Below are 24,631 nucleotides of genomic sequence, written 5' to 3'. Positions count from 1 at the left end.
GGCTCATCCCCGCTCACGCGGGGAGCACCGCATTGGTGAGCGCGTAGCCGACAAGGTTGCGGGCTCATCCCCGCTCACGCGGGGAGCACGTGAGCTCACTGGCCGGGATTAGCCACGGCGAGGGCTCATCCCCGCTCACGCGGGGAGCACGTCGAAGTTAGGCCCTACGTGGCGAAGGATTTCGGCTCATCCCCGCTCACGCGGGGAGCACAGGGGTCTTGCCATTCGTTATTTGCTGCTTTGGGGCTCATCCCCGCTCACGCGGGGAGCACCTGCTAAACGAACTTAACCTACTCGCACCAGACGGCTCATCCCCGCTCACGCGGGGAGCACAGGAGGTCGATTAGTAGCCACGGTCAATTTTCCGGCTCATCCCCGCTCACGCGGGGAGCACACTTGCTGAGCAGCGTATAAAGGAGCCGAACCCTCAGTTTACATACGGCTTCTTCTCGGAAGAGACACAGAACCTGTCTAGAGTTCCTCAGCTATTTTCGTTTCTGTTTCTGGTATGCCGAACGAATCCGTCGGGCTTGTGACCAACCAGTCCTGTTTTGAACTTTCTTGCTTCCAGGAGCAGGACGAACCATGAGCGTGACACCATCAAAGTCTTGTGGTTGCCAATGATGCCGGTGAGTCCGGAATTCTAAACCCTGTTCGTTTGCTGCCGAATAGACCAGTAATGCTCTACCGTCCTTACACAGTTCAACGGTTCGCTCCCACAACAAGTCACGAATTCGTGCGGAAGGGCGGCCGACAAAGACACCCGGCGTTAGTTCAATCAGCCATTTTGATAAGTCACCCCGAAGCCCAGCGGGGCATGCAGTTACGACAAGAACGATCACGAAAGTGTCTCCTCTTCGGCCCAATTCACTCCTGAAGCAATGACTTCGAGTTCACTCCACAGCATGAGTTCGACATCACTAACAAGCTCATCATCAGGGATATCGAACAGCGACTTAAGGTCTTTGACCATGCGCGGCATGAGTCTATGTGAAACAACGTAGTCACGAATGTGACGGCGAACTTCTACGGTTGGCTTTCCTTTGGCAGCCGCGACAGTATCAAAAGCAGCGGGAATTGAAATCTCTACCTTGTACAAATCAGCTATGTCATAAACAAAGGCGCGGTCAGTTCCCGTGTGAACAACGCCTAAAGCGGGAACGAATCCTAAAGCAGTGATGACAGCGTGAGCTACTCCGTAAAGTGCTGCACTTGCAGCAGTCAGTGCCTGATTAATCGAGTCAGAGGATTCAAAATCATTTGGATCATAGGAGCGCCGATTCCAATAGACTCCGGTTCGTTTCGATTCCGCTTCATAGACCTTCTTCATCCTCGCGCCTTCTCGGCCGCGTAGTTGTGCCATGGTCAAACCCGACACATCCTCACCTGGAAAGCGCATGGCATACATGCGGCGTGCACAATTCAATCTCTTGCGTTGGTGAGTGACTACCTCCGCTTGGATTTCTGCCATGCGGCTTGATTTTGCTGGCGGACGGCCGTGTGCGTAGTACCGCACACCGCGCTCTCCTACCCAGACGGTGCTTACGCCGGCGTCGCCAAGCAGGGCCATCGCAGCATAGGTAATCTTTGTCCCCGGCCCCAATAGAAGAGCTGCGATTTGGGTAGCTGGAAGATGAGCAATGCCCCGTTGGTCCATTATCGTGAGCGAATTGCCATCACGATTCACTACACAGCGTTCGGCGTAAAGAAAACTGATCCGGTCCCCTACGCGCGCCAAAGCCTGGCGTGCGATAGGGACCTCATGTGGCGTAGCCATTAAGAAACTGCCGCCAACGTCATCAGACCACAACCATAACCACGAGCACGCCCTATACCGTGAGTAAGAGTGGAGCGGAGGAGCGCAGAATCTGTGACCTCCAGGGTGCCACGATAGCGGGCCGTTACAATGCGGATGTGGCGTCGGTTCCCACCTTTGCGGAAATCAAGGGTCCGCCTCTCCACGATGGCTGTTTCATCTTCTACCGACCAACGTGCTCGTTCTTCCGCAGGCACCGTGTCATTGGCACGCGGAGCCAACGCAAAACCAGCCTTTTCCGCCCGAGAATAGAGCCACTCAAGCTGATGCTCCACTGAAACGTGGGCTTTAACTTTGCCACGTTTTCCGTTGTTGGACTGAGAATAGGTTGGGTTTGCAAGCAGCTCAAACCTCCAGTGCTGCCCCTTCTGCAAGGACCCCAGAAGGCGAGTGTAATCAAGGGACTGGGCGGGCCGTGTGTCATAGCCAGCCTGCTCTACGATTCCAGACGCCGTCGGTTTCTCGGGGCCAACAATGTAAAGAGCGTTTTCGTGACTATTTCGATCAATCCGCCATAACAACCGTGCTTCATCGGTATCGATGTCCGGCGGAAAAGCTGCACTAACTGCCGCATGCATGGCATGTGGATTCGTAAGGAGCTTCCGCCCTTGACGCAACTGAGGGTTGATCAGGATCTTAGTTAGCGTGGTCACGCGTTCATCACCGCTTCCATAAATGGGTCCGGCCGCAGCTGCGATGCGTCCAAGGGATTATCAACCATGGCGCGCTCACGTTGAACAACCGTGCGCCAGGAGTACTTTCGGCGCCTCGGATCGAACGACACGGGCACGTCTTGCAACGACTCCCCGAGTTCACCTGGCTTTGCATCGCGATAAATCGGCAGGGCTACCTTCTCTCCACAGGTCTTCATGTACTCCTTTGTGGCATGCCACGTAGAGTGCGCTTGAAGCGACTCAACCGCGGGTTTGCCGTCGATTCCCTGCACCAAATTTGGCGGTGCCGGACATGAACGTCGTCCCAAGAAAATGGGGAATGCAGGTTTGTTCAGCGCCTCAGCCAAACCTTCAAGCAAACCGCGGTCCTCTGCCTCGATGGCGGCAACAAAGGCAGCATCAGAGAGGAAATAGCGCGTAATCAATTTTGCGGATGCATTTGGATTCCGCTGCCAATTCTGTGCGGTCTGGTAATCACGCAGCAGACTACCGGACTGGTCAACCCGCACAGCGAAAGTAAGACGGGCGAGGTCCTCAATGTCGTCGGTCCGCCGGCGACCTTCCGCAGCGGCAAGCATACCGAGCACTCCGGATTTCGATGGTATCTGCGAGGTTGTTCGCGTCGCATAGCGCGAATCATTGCCCCAAGACTGCAAGGGGGCCTTGAGCAACAGTAATAAGCTCGATGTCATGAGGTGACTCCCTTCACTAGGATTGGGAGGAATTCAACGCTGCGGCAAGACGGTCCGCTAGTTCGGGCAAAGTTACGGTCTCAGCGATGTCAGCGAACGGTGCTCGCGCTTCGCTGACACCAACCGCGAATGCAGCCAATGGCTTCAGACCGTAGTTCTCCTCAAACTCCTTTTCTTCCTTTGCCAGAGCTTCGGCACCTGCTAAGCGCAGGTTCTTGTCGTCGGTGGCTTGGACAGGCTCTTCAAACGCCGTCACAAGGCTGACCGGACGGGTATCGCGCACTGTGACATAGACCAGCTCAGGCAGCGTGTGGTTGGCAAAAGTATTGATCTTGCCGGTGGGCATGGATTTAATGAACGCGTCGACGAACTGAACCGCAGCCTGCTTTGCGTTCTCTTCGGAGTCGAGATTCTCCTTAAGGCCCGCTACATTCACGGTGGCAAACCGGTACAGGGTGGAGGACATCATTTGGACCGTGCCGATCATCCCAGCACCCGTCTCTTCACCATCTTCTGCGAGATCATCGACCGCAGTGAAATAGTCGAATTCTGGAGCGCTGCTATGGATACCCAATGCATGAGCTACCTGCACTGCGGCATCAACATTGAAGGCAGCGTCATCAGCAATCATACGACCAAACATCGCCATATCGACAGAATGCTGCGTATCGAGGATCTCTTTAGCCTCAGCCTTTTTGATCTTCTCTCCGTCAGCATCGACGATCGCTCGAACTGCGCGATCAATCTGCTGCGGGCTCAAGAAGATGAGGTACTTAGTCCGCGGATAGCTAGCTTCCTTAATGAGCTCCTCTTTGTCCTCGGCGTCGGACTTTTCTAGTTCCTTGATCCGCTTGCTATCGACTTCGGTCGAAATACCTGCGGCCTTGAAAAGATCAGAAACCTGCTTGATAGCGCGCTCAGAATCCCAGCCATCGTGGTTCTCAACGAGTTTCGCGATCTTCTCTGGCAAGCGCTTTGAGCGGTCCCCCACGAACTCAGGGTCGACGTTCTTTTCAAAGTAGTTTCGAATTGCGCGCTTCCAGGATTGTGAGGACACGCGCTGGCGCGGGACCCCACCAAAAATTGCGGACTTGGGAGCACCCGTATCGTCTCGGTTGATCAGAGACGGCGGCAGGGTTTGTAGTGCGTGGATATCAATAACAAGGGACATGGTGAACTTTTCCTTTCAGTTCAAGATTGTTGTTTAGGATTCAGTAGCTTTCGTGCTCTTGACAAAAGCACCAGCGGCAAAGTCACGCCCCCATCTCAAAAGAACCCCTTGGCGGCGATTCTGATCAGCTTGGGTGGAGGTCCGAGCGCTGAGAATTCTGAGGTCTTGTGCAAATTGCCCATAGTCAAAGCCAATCTTTGCGCCGCGAAGCAGCGTGATGAGCGAGCGGATATGGATCAATCGAGATGCTTCATCGCGTGAAACGAGCATGGCATCGAAGCGGGGCTTTGTGGACTGCGATTCGCTCTGTGCAAAGAAGCGGCCACATGCATGGGCAAAGCTTTGACCTTCAACGTGGGCGTCAGTCGTCGCACTTTGCATGTGAATGCCAAACATGACGAGGGCATGAAATGCTGCAGACTCCGACGCTGAAGGAGCGTTTCCTCTGCCGAGTTCCTTCTCGCTAAGAGGCGAATGAAGGCTCAGCAGGACTTCCTCTAGAGCTAGAGGTTGGTCGTTGAGGGGCACGGAAGCATACTTGCGAAGTCTCGCAAGCGTTGCACGTGCCTGTGCGCTTTGCGAATGGTTTGGCGAGCGCAAGATAGCAAACTGAAGGTCGTTCGCAGTCCGAGCAACTGCTTGGCGCAAGGTTGGCCTTGACGACGTGCTCGGGTAATCAGTGCTAGTTGAAGTGTTAGTCATCGGAGTCATCCTCGTGTGAGTTTCCAAAGGCACCTGTGTCTGGGATGGTGAGAGAAGCCGTCAACGGTAGGTCTTTATCGAGCCTTCGATGCAGTTGTCGGTAGAGCGAGCCGGCTGAAACTATTCGTCCCTTGCCGCTGTCTCCGGCGTCGACTTCTCTGCCCACGATGGCCTTTGTTCCAGCACCACGAAGAAGTTCGCGGGCATCACGAAGCACCTGTTCGCGGACCTGCTTTTGCCAATCAATCTGCCATTCCTCAGCGTTGTCAGAGCTCAACCCTGCCATCCATGTCAGGAAGAGCGGTTCAAGACGAGCATAGAAACGGTCAGCAGTACTGCTTCCGAATTCATAGTCACCGCCAGCGGCGACGAGCAACTGACCGGCAAACCAGCCGAGGCTGATTGCAGCTTTGCCAGTTTTCTCAGCGGAGGTACGTACGGCATTGCGCACCTTGCGTCCAGTTTCATCGGCACGCAGTACGACGAGTGGCAAACCTATCGTGGCGATAAACGTCGAGGCCACGGACGACTCCTGCGGGCCGTACTCCATCGACACCAATGCGAGATCGAGAAGGCTCTTGTTCAAGTACCCATCCGCTTCGAGAGCCGCCAGGTTGGAGAGATTTCTCGGTCGCTTCGGAGCTTTGTTCTTGCCACTATCGAATCCGGGGTCATCCTCCAATGCGATCAGTGCATCGAGTGCTCGCCACATTGTCCGAGTCGGGTCATAGGGGCGAGCATAATATGCAGGTGTCCCCTTCTTCGATTGATTCGGACTGTAGCGGTAAGGGGTCATGGGATCGCCCATGACGTTCTTTCCTGCATCTGGAATACGGTCGCCGTTCGAGACCAATACTTGAACCGCGCGGTCGCCTTCAAAGAAGAGGCGAATACGCCGTGCCTGCCAGGTCGCAAGATCGACCGCACCGTGTGGGACGGCGCCTATGTCATCGCTTGATCCCGGTCGCTGCGCTGCGGTGTCGGGTTCACGTTCCCAGACGGGAATATCCGCGCTCACAGCTCCTCCCTCTTGGGAATCCAAGACCGCTGACGGCGGGGTATTGAGAATCAGAGTCTCAAGAATCCCACCTTCGCCTAGGACAATCGTGCCGCCAGTGCGTCCGGTCCAACCAGTTCCGATGGGGTAGCCTCGTCCGCCTTTAACGCGGGGATCTCCTTCCGCACCCGACTTGATTCCCGAGTAATCGAATGCCTGCGCATGGATCAGCCATCTAGCGGCCTCATCGAGAGCGAGAGATTCTCGTCCTTCCGCTGTACGCATGGTGAAGAAGTCATCAGCAGCTTCCGGAACAATGAAGGCTACAGGTTTTGTGGCTCCTGACTTCGTATGCAAGTCCGCGACTTGCATGAAGGGAGCAATCGGTGAAAGAAGATCGAACCGATCTTCAAGGCCATCAAGGTAGTCAAGGACCGCGTCATCACGCTTCTCGTTTACAAGCTGATCACGCAGATCATCGAACCATTCCGGCCAATCAAAGTCTTCCCAATTATTGCCCGCGTAACTTTCCACAAGATCTAGAGCATGCGCCCGCCAAAAAATGGCCAGCAGCACACGAAGCACCGCGTAGTCCTGAGTTGGTGAGTCACCAACGACTTTGTAAGCGTCACCGCGGCCAGAAAAGATATCGCGGATGCTCAGGGTTACAGGCTGGTTGGTACCATCCATGCACTTGATCCATGGCTCATCGAGAAGGTTAAACGTTGAGGTGTCAGTCATTCTTCTTTCGCCTCCTTTCTTTGTCTTGTTGTGGGTTGTTGATTCTCGTAGAGGAGCCTCTGAGAGGAGGTGCCCTCAGAGTACAAAGGGCGACGGACATTCACTCTCCTCCATCGCTAAGAATTTCGATACCCAGCTCGGAGGAATAAGTCACGGTAAACCGCCCAAGCTGTGCGGTGTCAGAATCGTCGAGCAGCAATGCCAGTTGTCCCCTTAGAAGGAAATGCGAACGCCATTGTGCCGGCGTAGCTTCTTCCAAAGTGCTGACGACCGCCTCAAAATCAGATTCCCACCTCGTCAAACGAGTCGGTAGACGGACCGTGCTCGAAGCCAAATGGAACGCAACGTTGTAGGACAGCTCGGTGCCATCAAGTACTTCTTCCTCAAAGCCCCACGGCTGATAGCCGTATTCAGTGCTCCTAATTGGAATGACTTCCACCGAAGGTTCAGCATCTCGGACTTGAGCAGCTCCGCGTTCATCTCCCGATGCTGCGTCATCGCTAATGAGTTGTTGGAAAAGATCGTGGTATTTGACGCGGGGCCACGGGCGCGGCAGCTGATGCGTCGATGATCGAGTATGAGCTCTATCTTCGGTCGAATCGCTGTCATTTTTTGCGTTCTCCCACGCCTCTTCCCACTCCTCCGGCGGCATAAAGCTCTTGTCATATGCTGCTCGGACAAGTCCTTCAATATCGTCGGGGCGTCGAAAGAGTTCTGGAAGCATCGCATACGTCGATAGGAGCAGGGTTTGGCCGTAGATAAACTCCGCTCCCGAATCAAACTCAGGGACGGGTTCGTGCTTAAGGAGTCCTCGAATCATCACCCGTGGCTGTTGTAGCTTCTCCGGTCGATCAGTGGCTGGACGCGCATGGCGATGCAAACGTCCGATGCGCTGGATAATGAGATCCATCGGTGCGATATCCGTGACAAGAACATCAGCATCAATATCGAGGCTTTGCTCCGCCACTTGGGTTGCGATCACAATCTTGCGCTGCGGACGCCCACTTCCCCGGTGAGAATCAGGTCCGAGTTCCTCGCGAAGGCCATCTTCCTTCGCTACGCGCTCCCACGCAACGAAGCCTGCATGGTGTAGCTGTACTTCGTCGCCGTAAACGCCTTCTAAAACGCGATATGCCTCTTGTGCGCGGGCAATCGTGTTGCAGATGATGAGTGCGCAGCCGCCTTCATTGAGGTAATAATCCGCGAAGCTTACGAGCTTCTCCGCGTCATCGTCTAGGTACTCAATGCGTGCTTCTAAGTTCGTTGGCGTTGGCGGCACCGAATGAAACTCCACGGAATCCCTAGTTGCAAGCGTAAGCAGTGGATACCCAGTAGGTTCTTCATCAGGCCAGGGTGCGCTGGAGTATGCCTGTACCAGTGAACGTCGCTTATCTGGCGGAAGCGTCGCTGACATGAGAATGACGCTGGCACCGTAATAACCAAGCCACTCAATGGTTCTTTGGAGGTAGTCACTGGTGTAGACGTCGAAAGAATGCACCTCGTCAAAGATGATGACCTTCCCCGCCAGACCCACGTGCCGCAGCATGTGGAAGCGCTGCTGAAGCGCCATCATCAAGACTTGGTCCACAGTGCCGACCACAAAATTGGACAACAGCCCCAGACGGCGTCCAGACATCCATTGTGACGCAATAACTCCGCCGCCTTCGCCGGAGTCCTTGCCAATTTGCGAGAATTTCAGCTGCCGGTACGGCTCCGAAAGATCGTTCTTGGAGTGCGCAAGGTACATGCTCCTCACCGAGTCAACGCTATTGTTCGAGGCCCATTCAATAGTGCGCTCCAACAACCCATTAGCCGTTGCCATGGTCGGCGCCGCGAAGAAAACTCCTTGCGCTGCACTGTTAGCCCCCAGGATTTCTGCAGCAGCAAGGGCTGCTTCAGTCTTTCCAACTCCAGTTTCGGCCTCAATGACAACAAGTGCTGGCCCTTCCAGCTGTTGCGCTGCCTCGACGACTGCACGCTGCACCGGCCGAGCGCAGTACTCCTCCGGCCAGTCAAACGAGCGCCGAAAGTGAGCGTCAATATCCCGCCAGTCCCCTCTTTCAGGTTCCCAGGGCGTCGTTACGTCGATAGTTGCGGCAGCTGCCTCGACCCGCTCAAGCTGCGTTCCACTCACGTGCAGCGTAAACGCGTTCTCATTTGAAGCCATCCAGTCCGCCATCACCACGAGCCCAGTGAGAATTTCCGCCACGCCTTGATGCAGCTTGTCTCCACGACAAACCTTCTCAATCACCGAGTCAGCACCACAGAGATCCGTCATCGCGTCGAGTAATTCTTTGTGCACGCGCTTCCATTGATCGGGGTAATCCTCAATGAGTTCACGCACCTGCCTCGAGGGTTTATTCGCAATGCCGTGGTGAGCGTTAGCCACTGCCGCCAATGCGTTAGCTTTTGGGAGGCGAACACCTCGTGTACATAGCCACTGAGATAGAACCTCTCCTGACACAACGCCATGCGGAAGCTTGTCAAAGTTAGCCTCATCAACGCTCAGATCAATATCTAAACCCGCATCTGAGACGGCATGCACGAGATACGCTTTATCGCTCTCCAGAAGTAGACGCTGGAACGAGCGTGATGCTTTTCCTACATCGTGTACCCCAGCAAGCCAAACATACAGAGCCTCGACCCCAAACTCATCGAGCCCTAGCTCATTTGAAAGAAATTGCTTCACGGAAGTTGCCAACCAAGAGTGAAACACAAAAGACGCAGCGCATGCCGAGTCCACCATGTGCTGCGGTAGCGTCAAGAAATCCGTGTCATTACCGGACTTCGCCCACAAACTCTGAGCTTGCGGACTACGCTCGCGCGCCCAGCCATCAGCCCTAAGGCAGAAGTCACGAGTCCGGGCCGGAATTGAACTGTAGATTGGCCCCGGTCCAGCAGTCTTTGTCATGTTCACCCCTTATGAAGAAGCTATTCACAATGATCATAGCTTTTTAACATGAGCAAGTTCTGAGTTTAGGAAAAATTGTTCTTTAAAACTCGCGATGTAGGCTTCATGACGGGCTGCTTCACTTCCCTGCACTGCTGGGATGAGCCCTTGCTGATGTTTAACGCCATCACTTCCCCGCGTCAGCGGGGCTTTCCTTTATCTGGAACGCCCAATCCCCAGACGCTAAGCCAACGCATCGTCTACGTTGACACCATGGTTTCTCCCCTCAACTTCAAGCGCTTGGAGCTTGACTCAAACACACCCATCGGTCCTATCTTCCCCGCCAATGAGCGGTGCGGAATCTACGTCATCGAGTTCGACGACGGCACCAAGTATGTGGGCCAAACCATTGACGTCGTCAAACGGTTCAGAAACCACACCCATGGATCCAAGCATCATGAATCCTGGGGCGATGTCGTAGCGCTATCATTTGCGCCCGCACCACCTTTGGAGCTGGACATCCTTGAAAAACAAATGATCCAGCACCAGCTCGATGCGGGAGTGTTACTCAGGAATCGCAGCGGTGTATTAGCCTCCGAAGGCCCCAGTCCTTTCGATTCCGTGGTTACCGTCACTGAGCAAAAGCATTGGGTACTTGGGGACTGGGAGCCCTCACCATCTGACCGCGCTGCTTTTGTCCGAGCTGCCGAAGTATCGGGACCAACAAAACTGGAAAAGAACGCACCTCCTGAAGTTGCGCAAGCAGTCATCAAGGACATCGCCTTTGCCCTCGAGCACATCATCCCTGTCGCGCCAGAAACAGAGAAAACTTACTGGACTCTGTCTGATTATCCCTCGACCGCAGGTGGCCGCTACGCCACTCTCAACACTGGGATACTCGAATTTTTAGTGTTTCCACGAAACAGCATTCTCGATTACATTCCAGAACTAGAACCAGAATTCCGCGACAGTTTTGCTCTAGGCACTGGATTTTTCAATTTGCTTCCCAGTGAAAACGTCGATTGGGACGCAGAGCCTGACGCCATCTGGATCAGCAACTCGCCCTGTCATTTGGTCATGCGTCATGAATACGAAGTGACCTCGACCGAAGCGTTCTACTACCCCATCGGCCAACTAGAGGAAACCTTCAACGCTCTAAATCCTGAAGTCATCTCTGACGCACGTAAATTCGCGGTCACCTTGATGCGCAACCGTCCATCCAACCTCTTCCGCCGCTGGCACAGCTCGGCGCTAGCGGGCCGTGCCTACGAGAGCATCGTGAAGGGTTAGCCCTTCGCCTCCGGCGTCGCATAGGGGCTGCGGGAGGAGTCCACCACCTGGCCGGCGTGGGCGGAGTGCGTGGTGGCGGTTTGATCGAATACTAAGGCGGCTGGTTTCACGCGCACGTCGGGTTTTTCACCCTTGTTGACCATGACATACTGGCCCATCATTCCCTCGTCCTCATGCAGCAACATGTGGCAGTGGTACATGTACGGGATGGTCTTGTCCGGGAAGTGTCCGAACTCCACCAGCAGGCGCGCGGTGACCTTCGGCGGAAGGTTGACAATGTCTTTCCAGCCGGAGTTGAAGACATTCATCTTTTCGTCGCCGTCCCAGTCAAGAACCTTGAAGCGGGCGTTGTGGATGTGGAAGTTGTGCGGCCAATCAGAGTTCTCATTGGTCACGGTCCAGATCTCCGGGGCGTCATGATCAATGACGGTATCCACCCGCGCCATGTCCATCTGCTCACCATTAATCATGAAAGTGTTGAGCACGAACTCACGCTCTTCAAGCCCATCCGTTGATGGGGTCTTCGCCGCGGCCGGGTCAAGCGTTGCCGGCAGGGTCGATGGCTCCGGCGCGGACTCCGCAGGCCCGGAGATGGTGAGAATGTCAAAGGAATCCTGGAAGCCGAAGTCAGCCGCATCCTTGTCCTTGGGCACCCCAAAGTTATCCTTGCGCGGCACCGAGCGCAGCTGTACTTCCTCGCCGGGCTCCAAATCCACGATGATTTCGGCACGCTCACCCGGGCCGAAGAGGAGGGAGTCGACTTCCACGGGGGCGTCGAGAAGCCCGGTGTCCGTGGCGATGACGTGGAAGGGGCCGTTACTCAGCTCCAGTGTGTAGAAGCGCATCGAGGCACCGTTGAGCAGCCGCAGGCGAACCCGGCGCGTGATGGCGTCGAAGCGCGCGTTGGTAATGCCGTTGACCAGAGGCGTGGTACCCAGAAGACCCAGGGTGTTATCGCTTTTCTCATCGATCTGTCCATCGTCGGTGAACTTCGCGTCCATGATGACCACCGGGATATCATCCACGCCGTAGTCCTGGGGTAGATCAAGATCTGAGGCCACGTCGTCATCAATCAGGAACATCCCCGCCAGCCCACGGTAGGCATGCGTAGCCGTGGCCATGTGCGGGTGCGGGTGATACCACAGCGTGGCGGCCGGCTGGGCGATCTCCCATTCGGGTTTCCAGGTCTTGCCCACCTCAATCGGCGAGTGCGGGCCGCCATCCGAGTAGGCAGGCAGCTTCATGCCATGCCAGTGCACCGTGGTCATCTCAATGAGGTTGTTCGTAATTTCCGCGCGGACCTTCTCCCCGCGCCGGGCGCGCAGGGTGGGGCCTAAGAAGGGACCGTTGAAACCCCATGTCCTGGTGCGGTCGTTGCCGGGGAGGACCTCCGAGTATCCGTCCTGTGCGGTGAGCTTGAATACTCGCGTTCCGTCAATAACTTCGCCCTCGTCCACAGACGGGATGGGCAGGGCGCGCGGCTCACCGTCGTAGCCCTGTGGCTCCGGCTGATTCTTCGAGGACGATGCAGAGCATGAGCTCAACCCCATTACGGCGGCACCGGCGATGGTGAGCACGGAGCCTTGGACGAAGACACGGCGGGACACTGTGGGACGAGCGGAGATAGACATGTTTTCCAGGATAGAGATCAGGCAAACCTTAGGGCCCGGATAAGGTCGAGCCGGGCTTAAGATCACAGTCATGACTCAGAGCTCGTCACCCTCCCAGGAATCCGCCAACGCCCGCCGCTTCGTGTGGTCGAATGGCCTGCAGGGCGTGGGCGATCAATTGCTCTCCGGCAAGACCGTCCTCCCCTGGCTGTTCAGTGCGGCCGGGGTGCCGGGCTTCTTCACGGGCCTACTGGTCCCCTTGCGCGAGTCCGGCTCCATGCTCCCGCAGGCGGCCCTGACCCCGTGGGTGGTGTCCCATCCCGCCCGCAAGCGCCTGTGGGTGCTGGGCTCGGTGGGTCAGGGTGTGTGCGCGGCGATTATCGCGGCGGCTGCTGTGCTTGTTCGCGGCCCCCTCCTCGGCCTCATTGTCTGCCTCGCGCTTGCTGTTCTCGCTGTGCTACGCGCGCTGTGTTCGCTCACCGGCAAGGACGTCCAGGGCCGCACCATCTCCAAGGGGCGCCGCGGCGTGGTGACCGGACGGGCCACGCAGCTCGGCGGGGCGGTCACCCTGATTACCGGTGGCGTCCTCGCCGTTCTGGGCGAACTCCCGCGCTGGGGCTTGGCGGTGTTGCTGGCCATCGGCGCGGCCACGTGGTTTCTAGCGGCGGCGGTTTTTCGCAGCATCGAGGAGCCTGTGCCGGAAAGCTCCGGCCAGAAGGGGATAAACCGCAGCTGGTGGAAGGACACGTGGCAGCTATACACCCAGGATGCCCGCTTCCGTGGCTTCGTTAACGTCCGCGCCCTGCTGCTGGTCTCCGCCTTGTCCACATCCTTCATCGTGGTGCTTTCGCAGAACATCGGCTCGCAGGCGCTCAGTGGGCTCGGCGGCTTCGTCCTGGCTTCGGGCTTAGCCAGTCTCGTCGGCGGCCGGGTTTCCGGTGTGTTGTCCGATAAGTCCTCCCGCCTGGTCATGTCCTGGGCTGCGGGTGCCGCGGCGATCATCTTGCTGGCCATCGTGGCCTGTGCCGCGTGGGCGCCGACGGCTGTGAGCATGTGGGCGCTTCCCCTCGGATTTTTCCTGGTCAATTTGGCGCACGCCGCCATCCGCGTGGCGCGCAAGACTTATGTGGTGGACATGGCTGGTGAGGATAAGCGCACCCGCTACGTCGGGGCTGCAAACACCATGATGGGCGTCATCCTCCTCGTCGTTGGCGGTATCTCCGCCGTCATTGCACTCGCGGGCCCCTCGGCGGCCATTCTGTTCTTAGCGTGCATCGGCCTGATTGGCGCATGGCGTGCCCGAGCGCTCCCGGAGGTGTCACACGGGAAGTAGGCAGCACGCGTTATGATGAAACACAGTAAGTCCTGACCCCCAATCACAGGAGAAGCACACACTCGTGGCTGAAGTAACTGACTGCGCCGCCATTGTCCTGGCAGCAGGCGCAGGTACCCGCATGAAATCCTCAACCCAAAAGACGTTGCATGAGATTGGCGGGAGGTCACTTCTCGGCCACGCCCTCCACGCAGCCGCCGGTCTGAATCCGGAGCACCTCGTGGTCGTCGTGGGCCACCAGCGCGACCAGGTTTCCCCTGCTGTCGATGCCATCGCCGAGGAACTGGATTGTGCAGTATCCCAGGCGGTCCAGGAGGAACAGAACGGTACCGGCCACGCCGTGCAGTGCGGCTTGAGCGCTCTGCCGGACTTTAACGGAACCGTCATCGTGACTAACGGTGACGTTCCACTTCTGCGTCCGGAGACTTTGCGCCAGCTGCAGGAGGCCCATACCGGCGAGGGCAATGCCGTAACAGTTCTGTCCATGACGCTGGAGGATCCCACCGGTTACGGCCGCGTGCTGCGCGCCGAGGATGGATCCGTCACCGCCATCGTGGAGCAGAAGGACGCCTCTGAGGAACAACGAAAGGTGCGCGAGGTCAACTCCGGCGTCTTCGCGTTCGACGGTGCCGTGCTTCGCGACGCTTTGACGAAGCTCAACTCCGATAACGCCCAGGGCGAGCTCTACATCACCGATGTTTTGGAGATTGCCCGCGAAGACGGCCACCGCGTTGGTGCGCACGTCGCCGCCGATCCGGAGGAGCTCTCCGGCGTCAACGACCGCGTGCAATTAGCTCAAGCCGGCCGCCTGCTCAACCGCCGCGTGGTTGAGGAAGCCATGCGCGGCGGCGCCACCATCGTTGACCCCGACACCACCTGGATCGGCGTCAACGTGACCATTGGCCAAGACGTCACCATTCACCCCAACACCCAGCTGTGGGGTGCCACGACCATCGCCGATGGCGCCGAAATCGGCCCCGACACCACGCTGACCAACATGCAGGTTGGTGAAGGCGCACATGTGGTGCGCACGCACGGCTTCGACTCCGTCATTGGCGGCAACGCACAGATTGGCCCGTTTACCTACATCCGCCCCGGCGTCATCGTGGGTGAAGAAGGCAAGCTGGGCGGCTTCGTCGAGGCTAAGAAAGCACAGATCGGCCGCGGCACCAAGGTGCCTCACCTGACGTATATCGGTGACGCCACCGTGGGTGATTACTCCAACATTGGTGCTTCCTCCGTCTTCGTCAACTACGACGGCGTCAACAAGCACCACACCACCATCGGCAGCCACGTGCGCACCGGCTCGGACACCATGTTCATCGCCCCCGTCACCGTCGGTGATGGCGCTTACTCCGGTGCGGGTACAGTGATTAAGGACGACGTTCCTGCGGGAGCGCTCGCGGTCTCCGGCGGCAAGCAGCGCAACATCGAAGGTTGGGTGCAAAAGAAGCGTCCGGGCACGCCGGCAGCAGAAGCCGCCGGCAAGGCACAGGACGCCGAGGCTGACGAATAGACCACTAACTAACGACAAGTAAAGGGATATCTACCTATGACTGGCAAGGTTACCGGCAGCAGCAAGAACATGATGCTCTTCACTGGGCGCGCTCACCCAGCGTTGGCTGAGGCTGTGGCCAAGGAGCTCAAGACCGATCTGGTTCCGACCACCGCGCGCGATTTCGCCAACGGTGAGATCTTCATTCGCTTCGAGGAGTCCGTCCGTGGTGCCGACTGCTTCGTGATGCAGTCCCACACTCAGCCGCTCAACAAGTGGTTGGTGGAGCAGCTCATCATGATCGACGCGCTCAAGCGCGGCTCCGCTAAGCGCATCACCGCCATCCTGCCCTTCTACCCATACGCACGCCAGGACAAGAAGCACCTGGGACGCGAGCCTATTTCCGCCCGCCTGGTGGCAGACTTGCTGGCTGCTGCTGGTGCCGACCGCATCGTGTCCGTGGACCTGCACACCGACCAGATTCAGGGCTTCTTCGATGGCCCGGTCGACCACATGCACGCGATGCCGATCTTGGTGGACTACATCAAGTCCAAGTACCCGCTGGACAACCTCGCTGTGGTCTCCCCCGATGCTGGCCGCGTGAAGGTGGCGGAAAAGTGGGCGCACGAGCTTGGCGACGCCCCGCTCTCCTTCGTTCACAAGACCCGCTCCACTACCGAGGCCAACAAGACGGTGTCCAACCGCGTCGTCGGTGACGTCGAGGGCAAGGACTGCATCCTGCTCGATGACATGATTGATACCGGCGGCACCATCGCGGGCGCTGTCCGCGTGCTCAAGGAAGCCGGCGCCAAATCCGTGGTTATTGCGTGTACCCACGGTGTCTTCTCCGACCCGGCCCGCGAGCGCCTGTCCGAGTGCGGTGCTGTCGAGGTCATCACCACCGATACCCTGCCGCAGTCCACCGAGGGCTGGGACAACCTCACGGTCCTGTCCATCGCCCCGCTGCTGGCTCGCACCATCCACGAGATCTTCGAGAACGGTTCCGTGACTACTCTGTTTGAGACTCACTAGATTTGGTTCTGCGACAACGCTGCTGCTAAAATCTTGTGCGTCTCGGCGAGGGAGAAATCCGTTATCGACGCGATAGCACAAGTTAAGCAGTGAATCTTGTATTAAGCCTGCGATGACTCGTCCAAGACGTCCATCGGCAGGCTTTTGTCGTATCTACATGGTCCTACAACAGTCCTTGCCGCACAACGATACTTTAAGGAGATTTACTTATGGCTTCTGAGCGCCCCGTATTGAAGGCTGAAGTCCGTTCCGAGTTCGGCAAGGGCTTCGCTCGTCGTCTGCGCGCTGCAGGCAAGATCCCGGGCGTCGTCTACGGCCACGCCGTCGACGTTCTGCACTTCGCCGTTGACCGCCTGGAAATGACCGCACTGGTCCGTAACCACGGCGTCAACGCCGTGTTCGAGCTGGAGCTCGAGGGCGAGCAGCACCTGGTCATGGTCAAGCACATTGACCAGAACGTCCTGACCTTCAACATCGACCACATCGACCTGCTCTCCATTAAGCGTGGCGAGAAGGTTGAGGTCGAGGTTCCGGTTGTCCTCAAGGGCGAGCCGGCTCCGGGCCTCATGTCCATCCAGGATGCCGACGTCCTCCTCGTCGAGGCAGACGTGCTCAACATTCCGGAAGAGATCGTCGTGTCCATCGAGGGCCTCGAGGACGGCACCGTTGTCACCGCTGGCGAGGTTTCCCTGCCGGAGGGCACCACCCTTGCTGCCGAGGAAGACACCGTCATCGTCTCCATCTCCGAGCCGGAGGTTGATGAGGACGTCGAGGCTGCCGCTGAGGCTGCTGAGGAAGGTGGCGCTGAGGCTGGCGGCGAGTCCGCCGACGAGTCCGCTTCCGAGGAGAAGAAGGACGAGGAGTAAACTTCCCCTCCCCCTCACCTATCTAGCGCACCGCGTCCGTTTCCCTGCATTCGGGGAGACGGGCGCGGTTCGCCGTTTTTCGCCCCTACGCTGTTTAGAATGGGCAGCGTGACTTCTTCTCCCTTTCTCGTCGTTGGCCTAGGAAACCCCGGCCCGAAGTACGCCGGTACCCGCCACAACATCGGTTTTGACGTGGCTGATGAACTAGCCCGCGAGTTGTTCGCTTCCTTTTCCGTTCATAAGAAGACAAACACCGATATCGCCGAAGCGCGGCGTGGGGACACCAAGGTGATCGTCGCCAAGCCGCGCAGCTTTATGAACCTGTCGGGCGGACCCATCAAGGCCCTCGCCCAATACTTCAACGTTCCTCATGATCACATCATCGTTGTCCACGATGAGCTGGAGCTCGACTTCGCCACCATCAAGCGACGCCTCGGCGGCGGGGACCACGGCCATAACGGCCTGCGCTCCACCACGAAATCTCTGGGAACCAAGGACTACCAGCGCCTTTCAGTCGGCATCGGCCGCCCGCCCGGGCGCATGGACCCAGCCGCATTTGTGCTTAAAACATGGAACAAGCAGGAGGCGCAGGAGGTCCCCATCATGTGCGCCGACGCGGTCGATGAGATTCTTCGCGCGCTAGACTAACTGCCATGAAACTCGCTACCCTCCGCACCAGTTTTGGCACCTGCGCTATCCGTATTGACGGCCCCAACGTGGGCACCGAGCTGGATTATGAGGACGTAGGAGAACTGCTCGCCAGCCCCGATTGGTACAAAGCTGCGCAGCTCTCCGGTGAGCCCGTGGTTTTCGACGACGCCGACCTCGCCCCCGTCATCCCGAACCCAGGAAAGATCATCTGTGTTGGCGTCAACTACGCCAAGCATGCCCGTGAGATGGGCCGCGAGCTGCCTACACAGCCCACGCTCTTCATCAAGTTCCCGGAGGCTCTGACCGGGCCCTTCGACGATGTCTATGTGCCGGACTATGCCACGAAGAAGCTGGACTATGAAGGAGAGCTCGCCGTAGTCATGGGCCGCCGCGCGCACCGGGTGAGTGCGAAAGATGCGCTGGATTACGTGGCCGGCTATGCCATTATGAACGATTACACTCTGCGGGATTATCAGCGCGCCACCACGCAGTTCCACGCCGGTAAATCCTTCTACCGCACCGCCGGCTTCGGACCGTGGTTGACCACGACTGATGAATGGGCCCCGGGCAAGGCCGCGCGGCTAGTCACGACCGTCGATGGTGAAGTCCGCCAGGACGATAACACCGATGACCTCATCTTCTCCGTGGCCGAGCTCATCGCCTTCTGTTCCTCCCTCTACCCTCTGAATCCAGGCGATGTTATTGCCACCGGCACCCCGGAAGGCGTGGGCTTCGCGCGCGGCGAGGAAGCACTGCTTGGCGACGGCTCCCGCACCCGCATCAGTATCGAAGGGCTCGGCGCGATTGAGAACACCACGCGCTTCGGCGAACCTCCCGCTGCCGGGGGCTGCGGCGAAGACTGTACCTGTCACGGCCGTTAACATTCAGCCTTATCCAGGATCTTCAGCGAAAACTGACAGGCTTCGTTAGGGTGGGACACCACACGTGCCCGACTGACCAAGGAGGATGAGCCTCAATGACTCTTTGCTCCCGCTTCACCGCCGCAGGCCTCGCACTATGCGCCAGCACCGCGCTGGTTGCGTGCTCTTCAGATAAAGAGGCCGATCCCGCCCCGACGCCGACTCCCGCGACTGTGGAAACCGTGACGGAAACAGCCGTTGCAACTGGCGCGGACCAGGGCGATGATGATGACGACGATGACCGCGATGACGACGCCCAGCAGCCTGCAGACACCGCTGCTGCCGGGGACGCCGGAAATGCAGTGGATTCTGGGAAACTCACCGGCGATGACGCATTCGAGAAAGCTTTAGCCCATGCCGGCGTTGATGCCCAGGCCGTCACGGAGAAGGAAGTCGACTACGACGATGGTGATGACGGCAAGGGCCCGCACTGGGAGATTGAATTCAAGGCTAATGGCCAGGAACATGAACTCGACGTCGACGCCGCCAGCGGCGCGGTGACGCAACACGAGGTTGACTAAATACCTCCCAATTCGCCCCACTTACCTAACCCCCGCGGTTAGGTATTTTCCCAGCTAAGCGGTAAATTTAGAGGTATGAGTTCACAGTCTAAGAAGTCTGCCACCAAGCCGCCGAAGCTAGATAAGCAAGCCTATGAGGACGAGCTCAAGCGCCTCCAAGCAGAGCTCGTCGAGATGCAGCAGTGGGTCGTTGAGACCGGCGCCCGCGTGGTCATCATCATGGAAGGCCGCGACGCCGCCGGCAAGGGTTCCGCCATCAAGCGCATTACGCAATACCTGAACCCGCGTACCTGCCGCATCGAGGCGCTGCCGAAGCCCACCGACCGTGAGGCGGGCCAGTGGTATTTCCAGCGCTACATTGAGAAGCTGCCCACCGCCGGCGAGATCGTCATCTTCGACCGTTCCTGGTACAACCGCGCCGGCGTGGAGCGTGTCATGGGCTTCTGTTCCCAGCAAGAATACGTGCGCTTCCTTCACCAGGCTCCGCTGCTGGAGCACATGCTCATCGAGGATGGCGTCATCCTTCTTAAGTACTGGTTCTCCGTTTCTGATGAGGAGCAGCTCGCACGCTTTAAGTCCCGCCGCAACGATCCGCTGCGCCGCTGGAAGCTCTCCCCCATGGACTTGCAGTCCATTACCCGTTGGGAAGACTACTCGCGTGCCAAGGATGAAATGTTCGTCCACACCGATACCCCGTCCTCCCCGTGGTACACCGTGGAATCCGAGGACAAGAAGCGCTCGCGCATCAACGTGATCAACCACATCCTCAAGATGGTTCCGTACCAGCACGTAGAGCAGGATGTTCCTGAGATCCCGGATCGCCCCGAGCTCGAGGCCGAATACGTACGCCCGCCGCGCAATGAATTTGCCTACGTACCAGATGTCGCAGCCGATTTGGAGCGCGACAAGGTCAACGGCAACGGCTCCGGCAAGAAGCAGGGAAAGAAAAAGAAGGGCAAGAAGGACAAGAAAAAGAAGTAGTACTTTCGGCATGTACTACCATGGCCGTCTATGAGCTCTTCCCGCACCGCGCGTACCTTCCTGTCCTCGGTGCATTTGGGGGACGCGCTACTCGCAGGAGTCGCGGGGCTCGTAGCGGCCTTTTATTGTGCCTTGGCGTTTTCCTCTTCCGGAACGGTGGAAGTACTCGAGGCTCTCTTGTCGCTGCTGTTCATACCGTTCTTCCTCGTGTGGCGCTCGAGGCCAATCGTGAGCGCAACAGGATTCCTAGTTCTGCTCCTGGCCTGGGCTGTCATATGGATGAACCAGCTCCCCACCAATAGCGGCCTCACCCCGTGGGCGCTGACCGCCCCCATGGCCGTGTACACCACCTCGCGGTACATCACCCAGAGGCTGGTTCCGCGGGTGGTCCTCCTCATCACCGCACTCGGTACCTTTATCTCCCCCTTCATGTGGCGCATCGACACTGAGACTTACCTTCTGCGCTATGAGGTAGACACACCCTTCCTTGCCATGGTGGTGGCCCATTGGGCAGTGCTGGGCAGCACGTATTTCATCGCTGCCCGGTATTTTGACCGTGATCGCCAACGGGAGATACTAGCCCGCGAGCGCTTCCACCAGGCACAAGAAGAAGAACGCCTCCTCATTGCACGGGAACTGCACGATGTCCTTGCCCATTCCCTCACCCTGATTAAGGTTCAGGCTAATGCAGGCATCGTTGCAGCGAATACGGACTCCGGCGCGGCTGAAGAAGCACTTCTTTCGATCCGCGATAATGCGGATACCGCCTTGGGCGAGGTTCGCGGAATCGTCGCTGCCTTGCGCTCACCCGGCCCCACGGCTCTAGAGCCTGCTCAACAACTTGAGCACATCGAAGGAATCCTCGAAGGCTTCCGCGCTGCCGGGCTGAAAGTCGACGCAAACCTCCCAGCTGAATACGCCGTGCCGTCGTTGGTGCAGATGGCATTGGTGCGCATTACCACGGAGGGCTTGACGAATGCTCTGCGCCATCAGGGCGTCGGCACGCATGTCGTGGTTGAGCTTGTACTTGATGACGCCGCCGCGCTCACCCTCATCTCCACCAATCCTCATCCCACGCCAAGCAACGTCGCGGGCAGCGGCGTGGGCTTAGTCGGAGTGGCGGAACGAGCTCGTTCGCTTGGCGGTCGCCTCGACTATTCCGGCGATGCTCATTCCTTTTCCTTGCACGCACAGATACCGATGAAGGAGACAATGGATGCAACCCAGCAGCTCTAGAATCCGCGTCTTGTTGGCCGATGATCAAGCAATGCTGCTCTCAGCACTGTCTACCATCCTCACTGCGCAAGAAGACATCGAGGTCGTGGCCACCGCGGCCACGGGGGCGGATGCCGTGGCAGCAGCAATAAGCCACCACATTGATGTGGCTATCCTCGACATTCGCATGCCTGGCATGGACGGCATTGCAGCGGCGCAAGCCATACTCGAGCGCAAGCCCGAGTGCCGCATCATCATGCTCACCACATTCAATGATGAAGAGCTCGTGGCGCGGTCCATCTCCGCTGGCGCCCACGGCTTCCTGCTGAAGGATGCCGACCCAGAGGTTCTTGTGACCGCCGTTCGCAACGTGGCGCAAGGAGAATCGGTGCTGGCCGCCGAGGTAACCGGCCCAGTGCTGGAGGCTTATCGCTCGGCGCTGACGCGCGAAAACCTCAGCGCCCAGGAACGCCAAGGACTCAGTCTTGTAACGCGCCGCGAGATGGAAGTGCTTTCGCTCATCGCGCGTGGTGCTACAAATGCGGAGATAGCCGCCGACATGGTCATCGCAGAAACCACGGTGAAAACTCACGTCTCCGCGCTCATGTCTAAACTCGCCGCACGTGACCGAGTGGCCCTCGTTCTCTTAGCGCAGCGTGCTGGGGTTGCCTAAGCTCCTACCACGGTAGGAGGTCTGCTCGCTGAAGACCATCATGCAGGCGGATTCCTTTATGATGAGCCCCGGCGATACTGCATTTTATGAATTGCGATATCTCTTTTGAGCACATCTCGAAGTCTTTTGGTCGGCAACGAGTCCTCGATGATGTTTCCTTCCACATCTCCCCTGGCCGCGTGCATGCGCTCCTCGGGCGCAACGGGGCAGGAAAATCAACAATCTTCTCCATCCTCTTAGGCCTCCTGCCTCCTGACTCGGGCTCCATCAGCGTGGCGGGCCAACCTTGGAACCGCAATGTGCTTCGCCGCATTGGTGCCTCAGTGAACGGGCCAGCCTTTTATGGTCATCTGTCTGCCGCGGCGAATCTTCGCGTTCACGCTCGACTTCTGGGGCTTCCCGACTCTGAGATTGACCGGGTTCTCTCCATCGCTGGGCTCAGCGGCGTTGGCTCCAAGAAGGCGAAATCCTTTTCCACTGGTATGAAGGCCCGCCTAGCGTTAGCGCAAGCTCTCCTCGGCGATCCAGAGGTTCTTGTTCTTGATGAGCCCCAGAATGGCCTCGATCCCCAAGGAATCATGGAATTGCGAGAGCTACTACAACAACTAGCCGCGGCTGGGCACACCGTTATCGTCAGCTCCCACCAGCTTGGAGAGGTCCTGCACCTTGCCCATGACATCACCGTCTTGGCCGAGGGTACGATTCGCTATTCCGGTTCCCTGCACGAGCTAGCTCCACGTGGTCAGTTGGAGGAAGAATTCTTCCGACTTACCTCACCGAGCCACCCCTCCCAAGCGCCTACCAACCGGGAAGGAGAGTCACGTGCCTAAGCACACTACTGCCCCTCGCCCGAGTTACCTTTCAGCAGAACTACTGCGCAGCCGTGGAAGCGCCTTACAGTGGTTGCCTTTGCTGGCGCTACCGCTGGTCATCATGACAATCATTTTCTCCTCAATGGCCTCAGCACGCACTGATGCCACGGGCGTCTTGGCTTGGCAATCCTTGTTTGTTACCGGCATGTATTCCCCTCTTACTGGGCTGTTCGCTGCCATTCCAGAACGCCGCGAGACCATCACTCGCAGCGGCGGAACGCAATGGAGAAACCTCAACCCGCGTCTCGAGAATGCTGCCCGCTTTATCGTTGTCATTGTCAGCCTTGGGGTCTTCCATATTCTGAACTTTGGTGTTTCTTGGTTCGTTGTCGCTGCCCAGGGGCGGGAGAATCATGAACTTATCCTCGTAGCTGGGCTCTACTCCTTCCTTGGCGCGCTTGGCATTGCCGGGCTTTCCGCTGCCTGTGCCCGCCGACTGGGCTTCGGCTTAACGCTGGTAGCCGCGGCCCTATGGCAAATAATCAGCATCCTTCCGTGCACTGTCGAATCAGGCAGGTGGTGGGCCTTTCCCCCAGCATGGCCGCAACGATTGCTTCTGCGCGCATTGCGTATTCACCAGAACTCGGTGCCTCTTGAACCACAAGACCCACTTCTCACCAGCAGTCCACTACCGGCTTTCATATTGTGCGTCATCCTCGCCGTTCTCGGAGCATTAGCCGCAGTCTACACGCCGCGACGATACCGGCCAATGTTCTCGCTGCGACACCGTTTCGCGCGTTCCACAACGGCCCAGACTGATGCCGACGTTGCTAATACCACCATGGAAGAAGCCCAAGTATGGCAGCCAACGAGACACCCCCGTGCGGCGGCACAGTCCTCGCTGTGGTCCACGTTGCTAGGACTCCACCGTGCAGCTTTTAGCTCAGCGGTGTTCTCTTGCTTGATGCTCAGCATTCTGGCGCTAGGGTTTGTCGCCCTGCAATATCCCGCTAACTACGTCGAAGGTTTCTTTCACTACTTTCTGCTTCCGGTCGGCGCAGGTATCTTGCCGGTCCTCGTTTGGCCCCGTGTAGCTGATTCATGGCCGTTGGTCCATATGGAAACACGGTTCGGCACATCCGGGATTCTCCTCTGGTTCCTGTGTGTCATCCTGGCGGTATGCGCTGCCGCATACCTGGCCAGTGCGCTCGCAGGTGGCGATGTCGCGGCCCAGCTTCCGGCATTTCCCCTTACGGTTGGGGTGGGCTTTGCCATCGCGGCAGTATCACTCATCCTGGTGGTTCGCCTCGGCATTGTAAGCGCTATCGCCCTCAGCATCGTGGGGACTATCGTCTCCGTCACCTTAGGCGGCGACGTCTTGGCAGATACCGGTCTGTGGATACTCGCCTTCCCTGCTTGGCCCTTAGTTGCGTACTCGTCTCTGCGCTACGCCATCGCCATGACGCTGACTGTGGTGCTCTGTGCGGCTGCCGCGTTGCTCGCACGGCGTCTGCTCCACACGCGTGCGCTGTCTCCCCGCTAAAACTGA

The 24,631-nt window shown here is 58.1% G+C and carries 22 protein-coding genes and 1 CRISPR repeat array; of the genes, 13 read left to right on the top strand and 9 right to left on the bottom strand.

All coding sequences use genetic code 11. The features are described from left to right. Nucleotide 1 precedes the first annotated feature (1 nt). Nucleotides 2–394: direct repeats of the CRISPR family, unit length 27 nt; unit sequence GCTCATCCCCGCTCACGCGGGGAGCAC. 91 nt (nucleotides 395–485) lie between these two features. The 8 genes from cas2e to HMPREF2808_RS03325 all read right to left on the bottom strand — a co-directional run bounded on the left by cas2e (nucleotide 486) and on the right by HMPREF2808_RS03325 (nucleotide 9,704). After that, entirely contained in the window at nucleotides 486–842 is a 357-nt protein-coding gene (gene cas2e / locus HMPREF2808_RS12935; RefSeq protein WP_070683833.1) for a type I-E CRISPR-associated endoribonuclease Cas2e, read from the bottom strand. Then, entirely contained in the window at nucleotides 839–1,777 is a 939-nt protein-coding gene (gene cas1e, locus HMPREF2808_RS03355) for a type I-E CRISPR-associated endonuclease Cas1e (RefSeq protein WP_070623735.1), read from the bottom strand. The genes cas2e and cas1e overlap by 4 nt, the downstream gene beginning before the upstream one ends. Next, on the bottom strand, nucleotides 1,777–2,469 hold the full coding sequence (cas6e, locus tag HMPREF2808_RS03350) for a type I-E CRISPR-associated protein Cas6/Cse3/CasE (RefSeq protein WP_070562514.1): 693 nt from the start codon (nucleotides 2,467–2,469) through the stop codon (nucleotides 1,777–1,779). The genes cas1e and cas6e overlap by 1 nt, the downstream gene beginning before the upstream one ends. Continuing rightward, complete coding sequence (cas5e, locus tag HMPREF2808_RS03345; RefSeq protein WP_070623732.1) at nucleotides 2,466–3,182, bottom strand: type I-E CRISPR-associated protein Cas5/CasD; 717 nt, start codon at nucleotides 3,180–3,182, stop codon at nucleotides 2,466–2,468. Before cas5e ends, cas6e begins: the two co-directional genes overlap by 4 nt. Nucleotides 3,183–3,198: 16 nt before the next feature. Further along, nucleotides 3,199–4,353, bottom strand: coding sequence for a type I-E CRISPR-associated protein Cas7/Cse4/CasC (gene cas7e, locus HMPREF2808_RS03340; RefSeq protein WP_070623729.1), 1,155 nt, complete (start codon nucleotides 4,351–4,353; stop codon nucleotides 3,199–3,201). 33 nt (nucleotides 4,354–4,386) lie between these two features. Next, complete coding sequence (gene casB, locus HMPREF2808_RS03335; RefSeq protein WP_070562523.1) at nucleotides 4,387–5,055, bottom strand: type I-E CRISPR-associated protein Cse2/CasB; 669 nt, start codon at nucleotides 5,053–5,055, stop codon at nucleotides 4,387–4,389. Beyond that, nucleotides 5,048–6,793: a type I-E CRISPR-associated protein Cse1/CasA gene (gene casA / locus HMPREF2808_RS03330; RefSeq protein ID WP_070562526.1), complete on the bottom strand. Its 1,746-nt coding sequence runs from the start codon at nucleotides 6,791–6,793 to the stop codon at nucleotides 5,048–5,050. The genes casB and casA overlap by 8 nt, the downstream gene beginning before the upstream one ends. Before the next feature lie 100 nt (nucleotides 6,794–6,893). Beyond that, on the bottom strand, nucleotides 6,894–9,704 hold the full coding sequence (locus HMPREF2808_RS03325) for a CRISPR-associated helicase/endonuclease Cas3 (RefSeq protein WP_070623726.1): 2,811 nt from the start codon (nucleotides 9,702–9,704) through the stop codon (nucleotides 6,894–6,896). 75 nt (nucleotides 9,705–9,779) lie between these two features. On the opposite strand from HMPREF2808_RS03325, the gene HMPREF2808_RS13675 reads away from it, so the two are divergent. Next, nucleotides 9,780–10,973 carry a GIY-YIG nuclease family protein gene (locus HMPREF2808_RS13675; RefSeq protein WP_246818503.1) on the top strand — a complete coding sequence of 398 codons (1,194 nt, stop codon included), beginning with the start codon at nucleotides 9,780–9,782 and terminating at the stop codon, nucleotides 10,971–10,973. On the opposite strand, the gene HMPREF2808_RS03310 is transcribed toward HMPREF2808_RS13675, so the two are convergent. Further along, nucleotides 10,970–12,604, bottom strand: coding sequence for a multicopper oxidase family protein (locus tag HMPREF2808_RS03310; protein ID WP_070623724.1), 1,635 nt, complete (start codon nucleotides 12,602–12,604; stop codon nucleotides 10,970–10,972). The two genes, HMPREF2808_RS13675 and HMPREF2808_RS03310, sit on opposite strands and share 4 nt — an antisense overlap. Before the next feature lie 70 nt (nucleotides 12,605–12,674). Here HMPREF2808_RS03310 and HMPREF2808_RS03305 point away from each other — a divergent pair, with 70 nt between their 5' ends. From HMPREF2808_RS03305 to HMPREF2808_RS03250, 12 genes are all read left to right on the top strand, one after another. Then, a complete protein-coding gene (locus tag HMPREF2808_RS03305) occupies nucleotides 12,675–13,916 on the top strand; it encodes an MFS transporter (RefSeq protein WP_070623721.1) in 1,242 nt (413 codons plus the stop codon). Between the two features lie 64 nt (nucleotides 13,917–13,980). Continuing rightward, complete coding sequence (glmU, locus tag HMPREF2808_RS03300; RefSeq protein ID WP_070563486.1) at nucleotides 13,981–15,432, top strand: bifunctional UDP-N-acetylglucosamine diphosphorylase/glucosamine-1-phosphate N-acetyltransferase GlmU; 1,452 nt, start codon at nucleotides 13,981–13,983, stop codon at nucleotides 15,430–15,432. A gap of 36 nt (nucleotides 15,433–15,468) precedes the next feature. Further along, on the top strand, nucleotides 15,469–16,443 hold the full coding sequence (locus tag HMPREF2808_RS03295) for a ribose-phosphate diphosphokinase (protein ID WP_070520869.1): 975 nt from the start codon (nucleotides 15,469–15,471) through the stop codon (nucleotides 16,441–16,443). A gap of 209 nt (nucleotides 16,444–16,652) precedes the next feature. Continuing rightward, on the top strand, nucleotides 16,653–17,309 hold the full coding sequence (locus HMPREF2808_RS03290; RefSeq protein ID WP_070565803.1) for a 50S ribosomal protein L25/general stress protein Ctc: 657 nt from the start codon (nucleotides 16,653–16,655) through the stop codon (nucleotides 17,307–17,309). 99 nt (nucleotides 17,310–17,408) lie between these two features. Beyond that, a complete protein-coding gene (gene pth, locus HMPREF2808_RS03285) occupies nucleotides 17,409–17,957 on the top strand; it encodes an aminoacyl-tRNA hydrolase (RefSeq protein WP_070565801.1) in 549 nt (182 codons plus the stop codon). 5 nt (nucleotides 17,958–17,962) lie between these two features. Then, nucleotides 17,963–18,841, top strand: coding sequence for a fumarylacetoacetate hydrolase family protein (locus HMPREF2808_RS03280; RefSeq protein WP_070565799.1), 879 nt, complete (start codon nucleotides 17,963–17,965; stop codon nucleotides 18,839–18,841). 95 nt (nucleotides 18,842–18,936) lie between these two features. Continuing rightward, the gene (locus HMPREF2808_RS03275; RefSeq protein WP_246818433.1) at nucleotides 18,937–19,401 is read left to right on the top strand and encodes a PepSY domain-containing protein; all 465 of its coding nucleotides are present in this window, start codon (nucleotides 18,937–18,939) and stop codon (nucleotides 19,399–19,401) included. A gap of 75 nt (nucleotides 19,402–19,476) precedes the next feature. Further along, nucleotides 19,477–20,382, top strand: a complete 906-nt coding sequence (ppk2, locus tag HMPREF2808_RS03270) for a polyphosphate kinase 2 (protein ID WP_070447108.1) — start codon at nucleotides 19,477–19,479, stop codon at nucleotides 20,380–20,382. A gap of 30 nt (nucleotides 20,383–20,412) precedes the next feature. Further along, nucleotides 20,413–21,618 carry a sensor histidine kinase gene (locus HMPREF2808_RS03265; protein ID WP_070447110.1) on the top strand — a complete coding sequence of 402 codons (1,206 nt, stop codon included), beginning with the start codon at nucleotides 20,413–20,415 and terminating at the stop codon, nucleotides 21,616–21,618. Then, a complete protein-coding gene (locus HMPREF2808_RS03260; protein ID WP_070447113.1) occupies nucleotides 21,599–22,270 on the top strand; it encodes a response regulator in 672 nt (223 codons plus the stop codon). The genes HMPREF2808_RS03265 and HMPREF2808_RS03260 overlap by 20 nt, the downstream gene beginning before the upstream one ends. An 86-nt stretch (nucleotides 22,271–22,356) precedes the next feature. Beyond that, nucleotides 22,357–23,100, top strand: a complete 744-nt coding sequence (locus HMPREF2808_RS03255) for an ATP-binding cassette domain-containing protein (protein WP_070447115.1) — start codon at nucleotides 22,357–22,359, stop codon at nucleotides 23,098–23,100. Then, nucleotides 23,093–24,625: an ABC-2 family transporter permease gene (locus tag HMPREF2808_RS03250; protein ID WP_070623718.1), complete on the top strand. Its 1,533-nt coding sequence runs from the start codon at nucleotides 23,093–23,095 to the stop codon at nucleotides 24,623–24,625. The genes HMPREF2808_RS03255 and HMPREF2808_RS03250 overlap by 8 nt, the downstream gene beginning before the upstream one ends. Nucleotides 24,626–24,631 lie beyond the last annotated feature (6 nt).

It is taken from the genome of Corynebacterium sp. HMSC078A10, assembly GCF_001811565.1.
Classification (GTDB): domain Bacteria; phylum Actinomycetota; class Actinomycetes; order Mycobacteriales; family Mycobacteriaceae; genus Corynebacterium; species Corynebacterium hesseae.
This window is presented reverse-complemented; position numbering and strand designations above follow the sequence as displayed.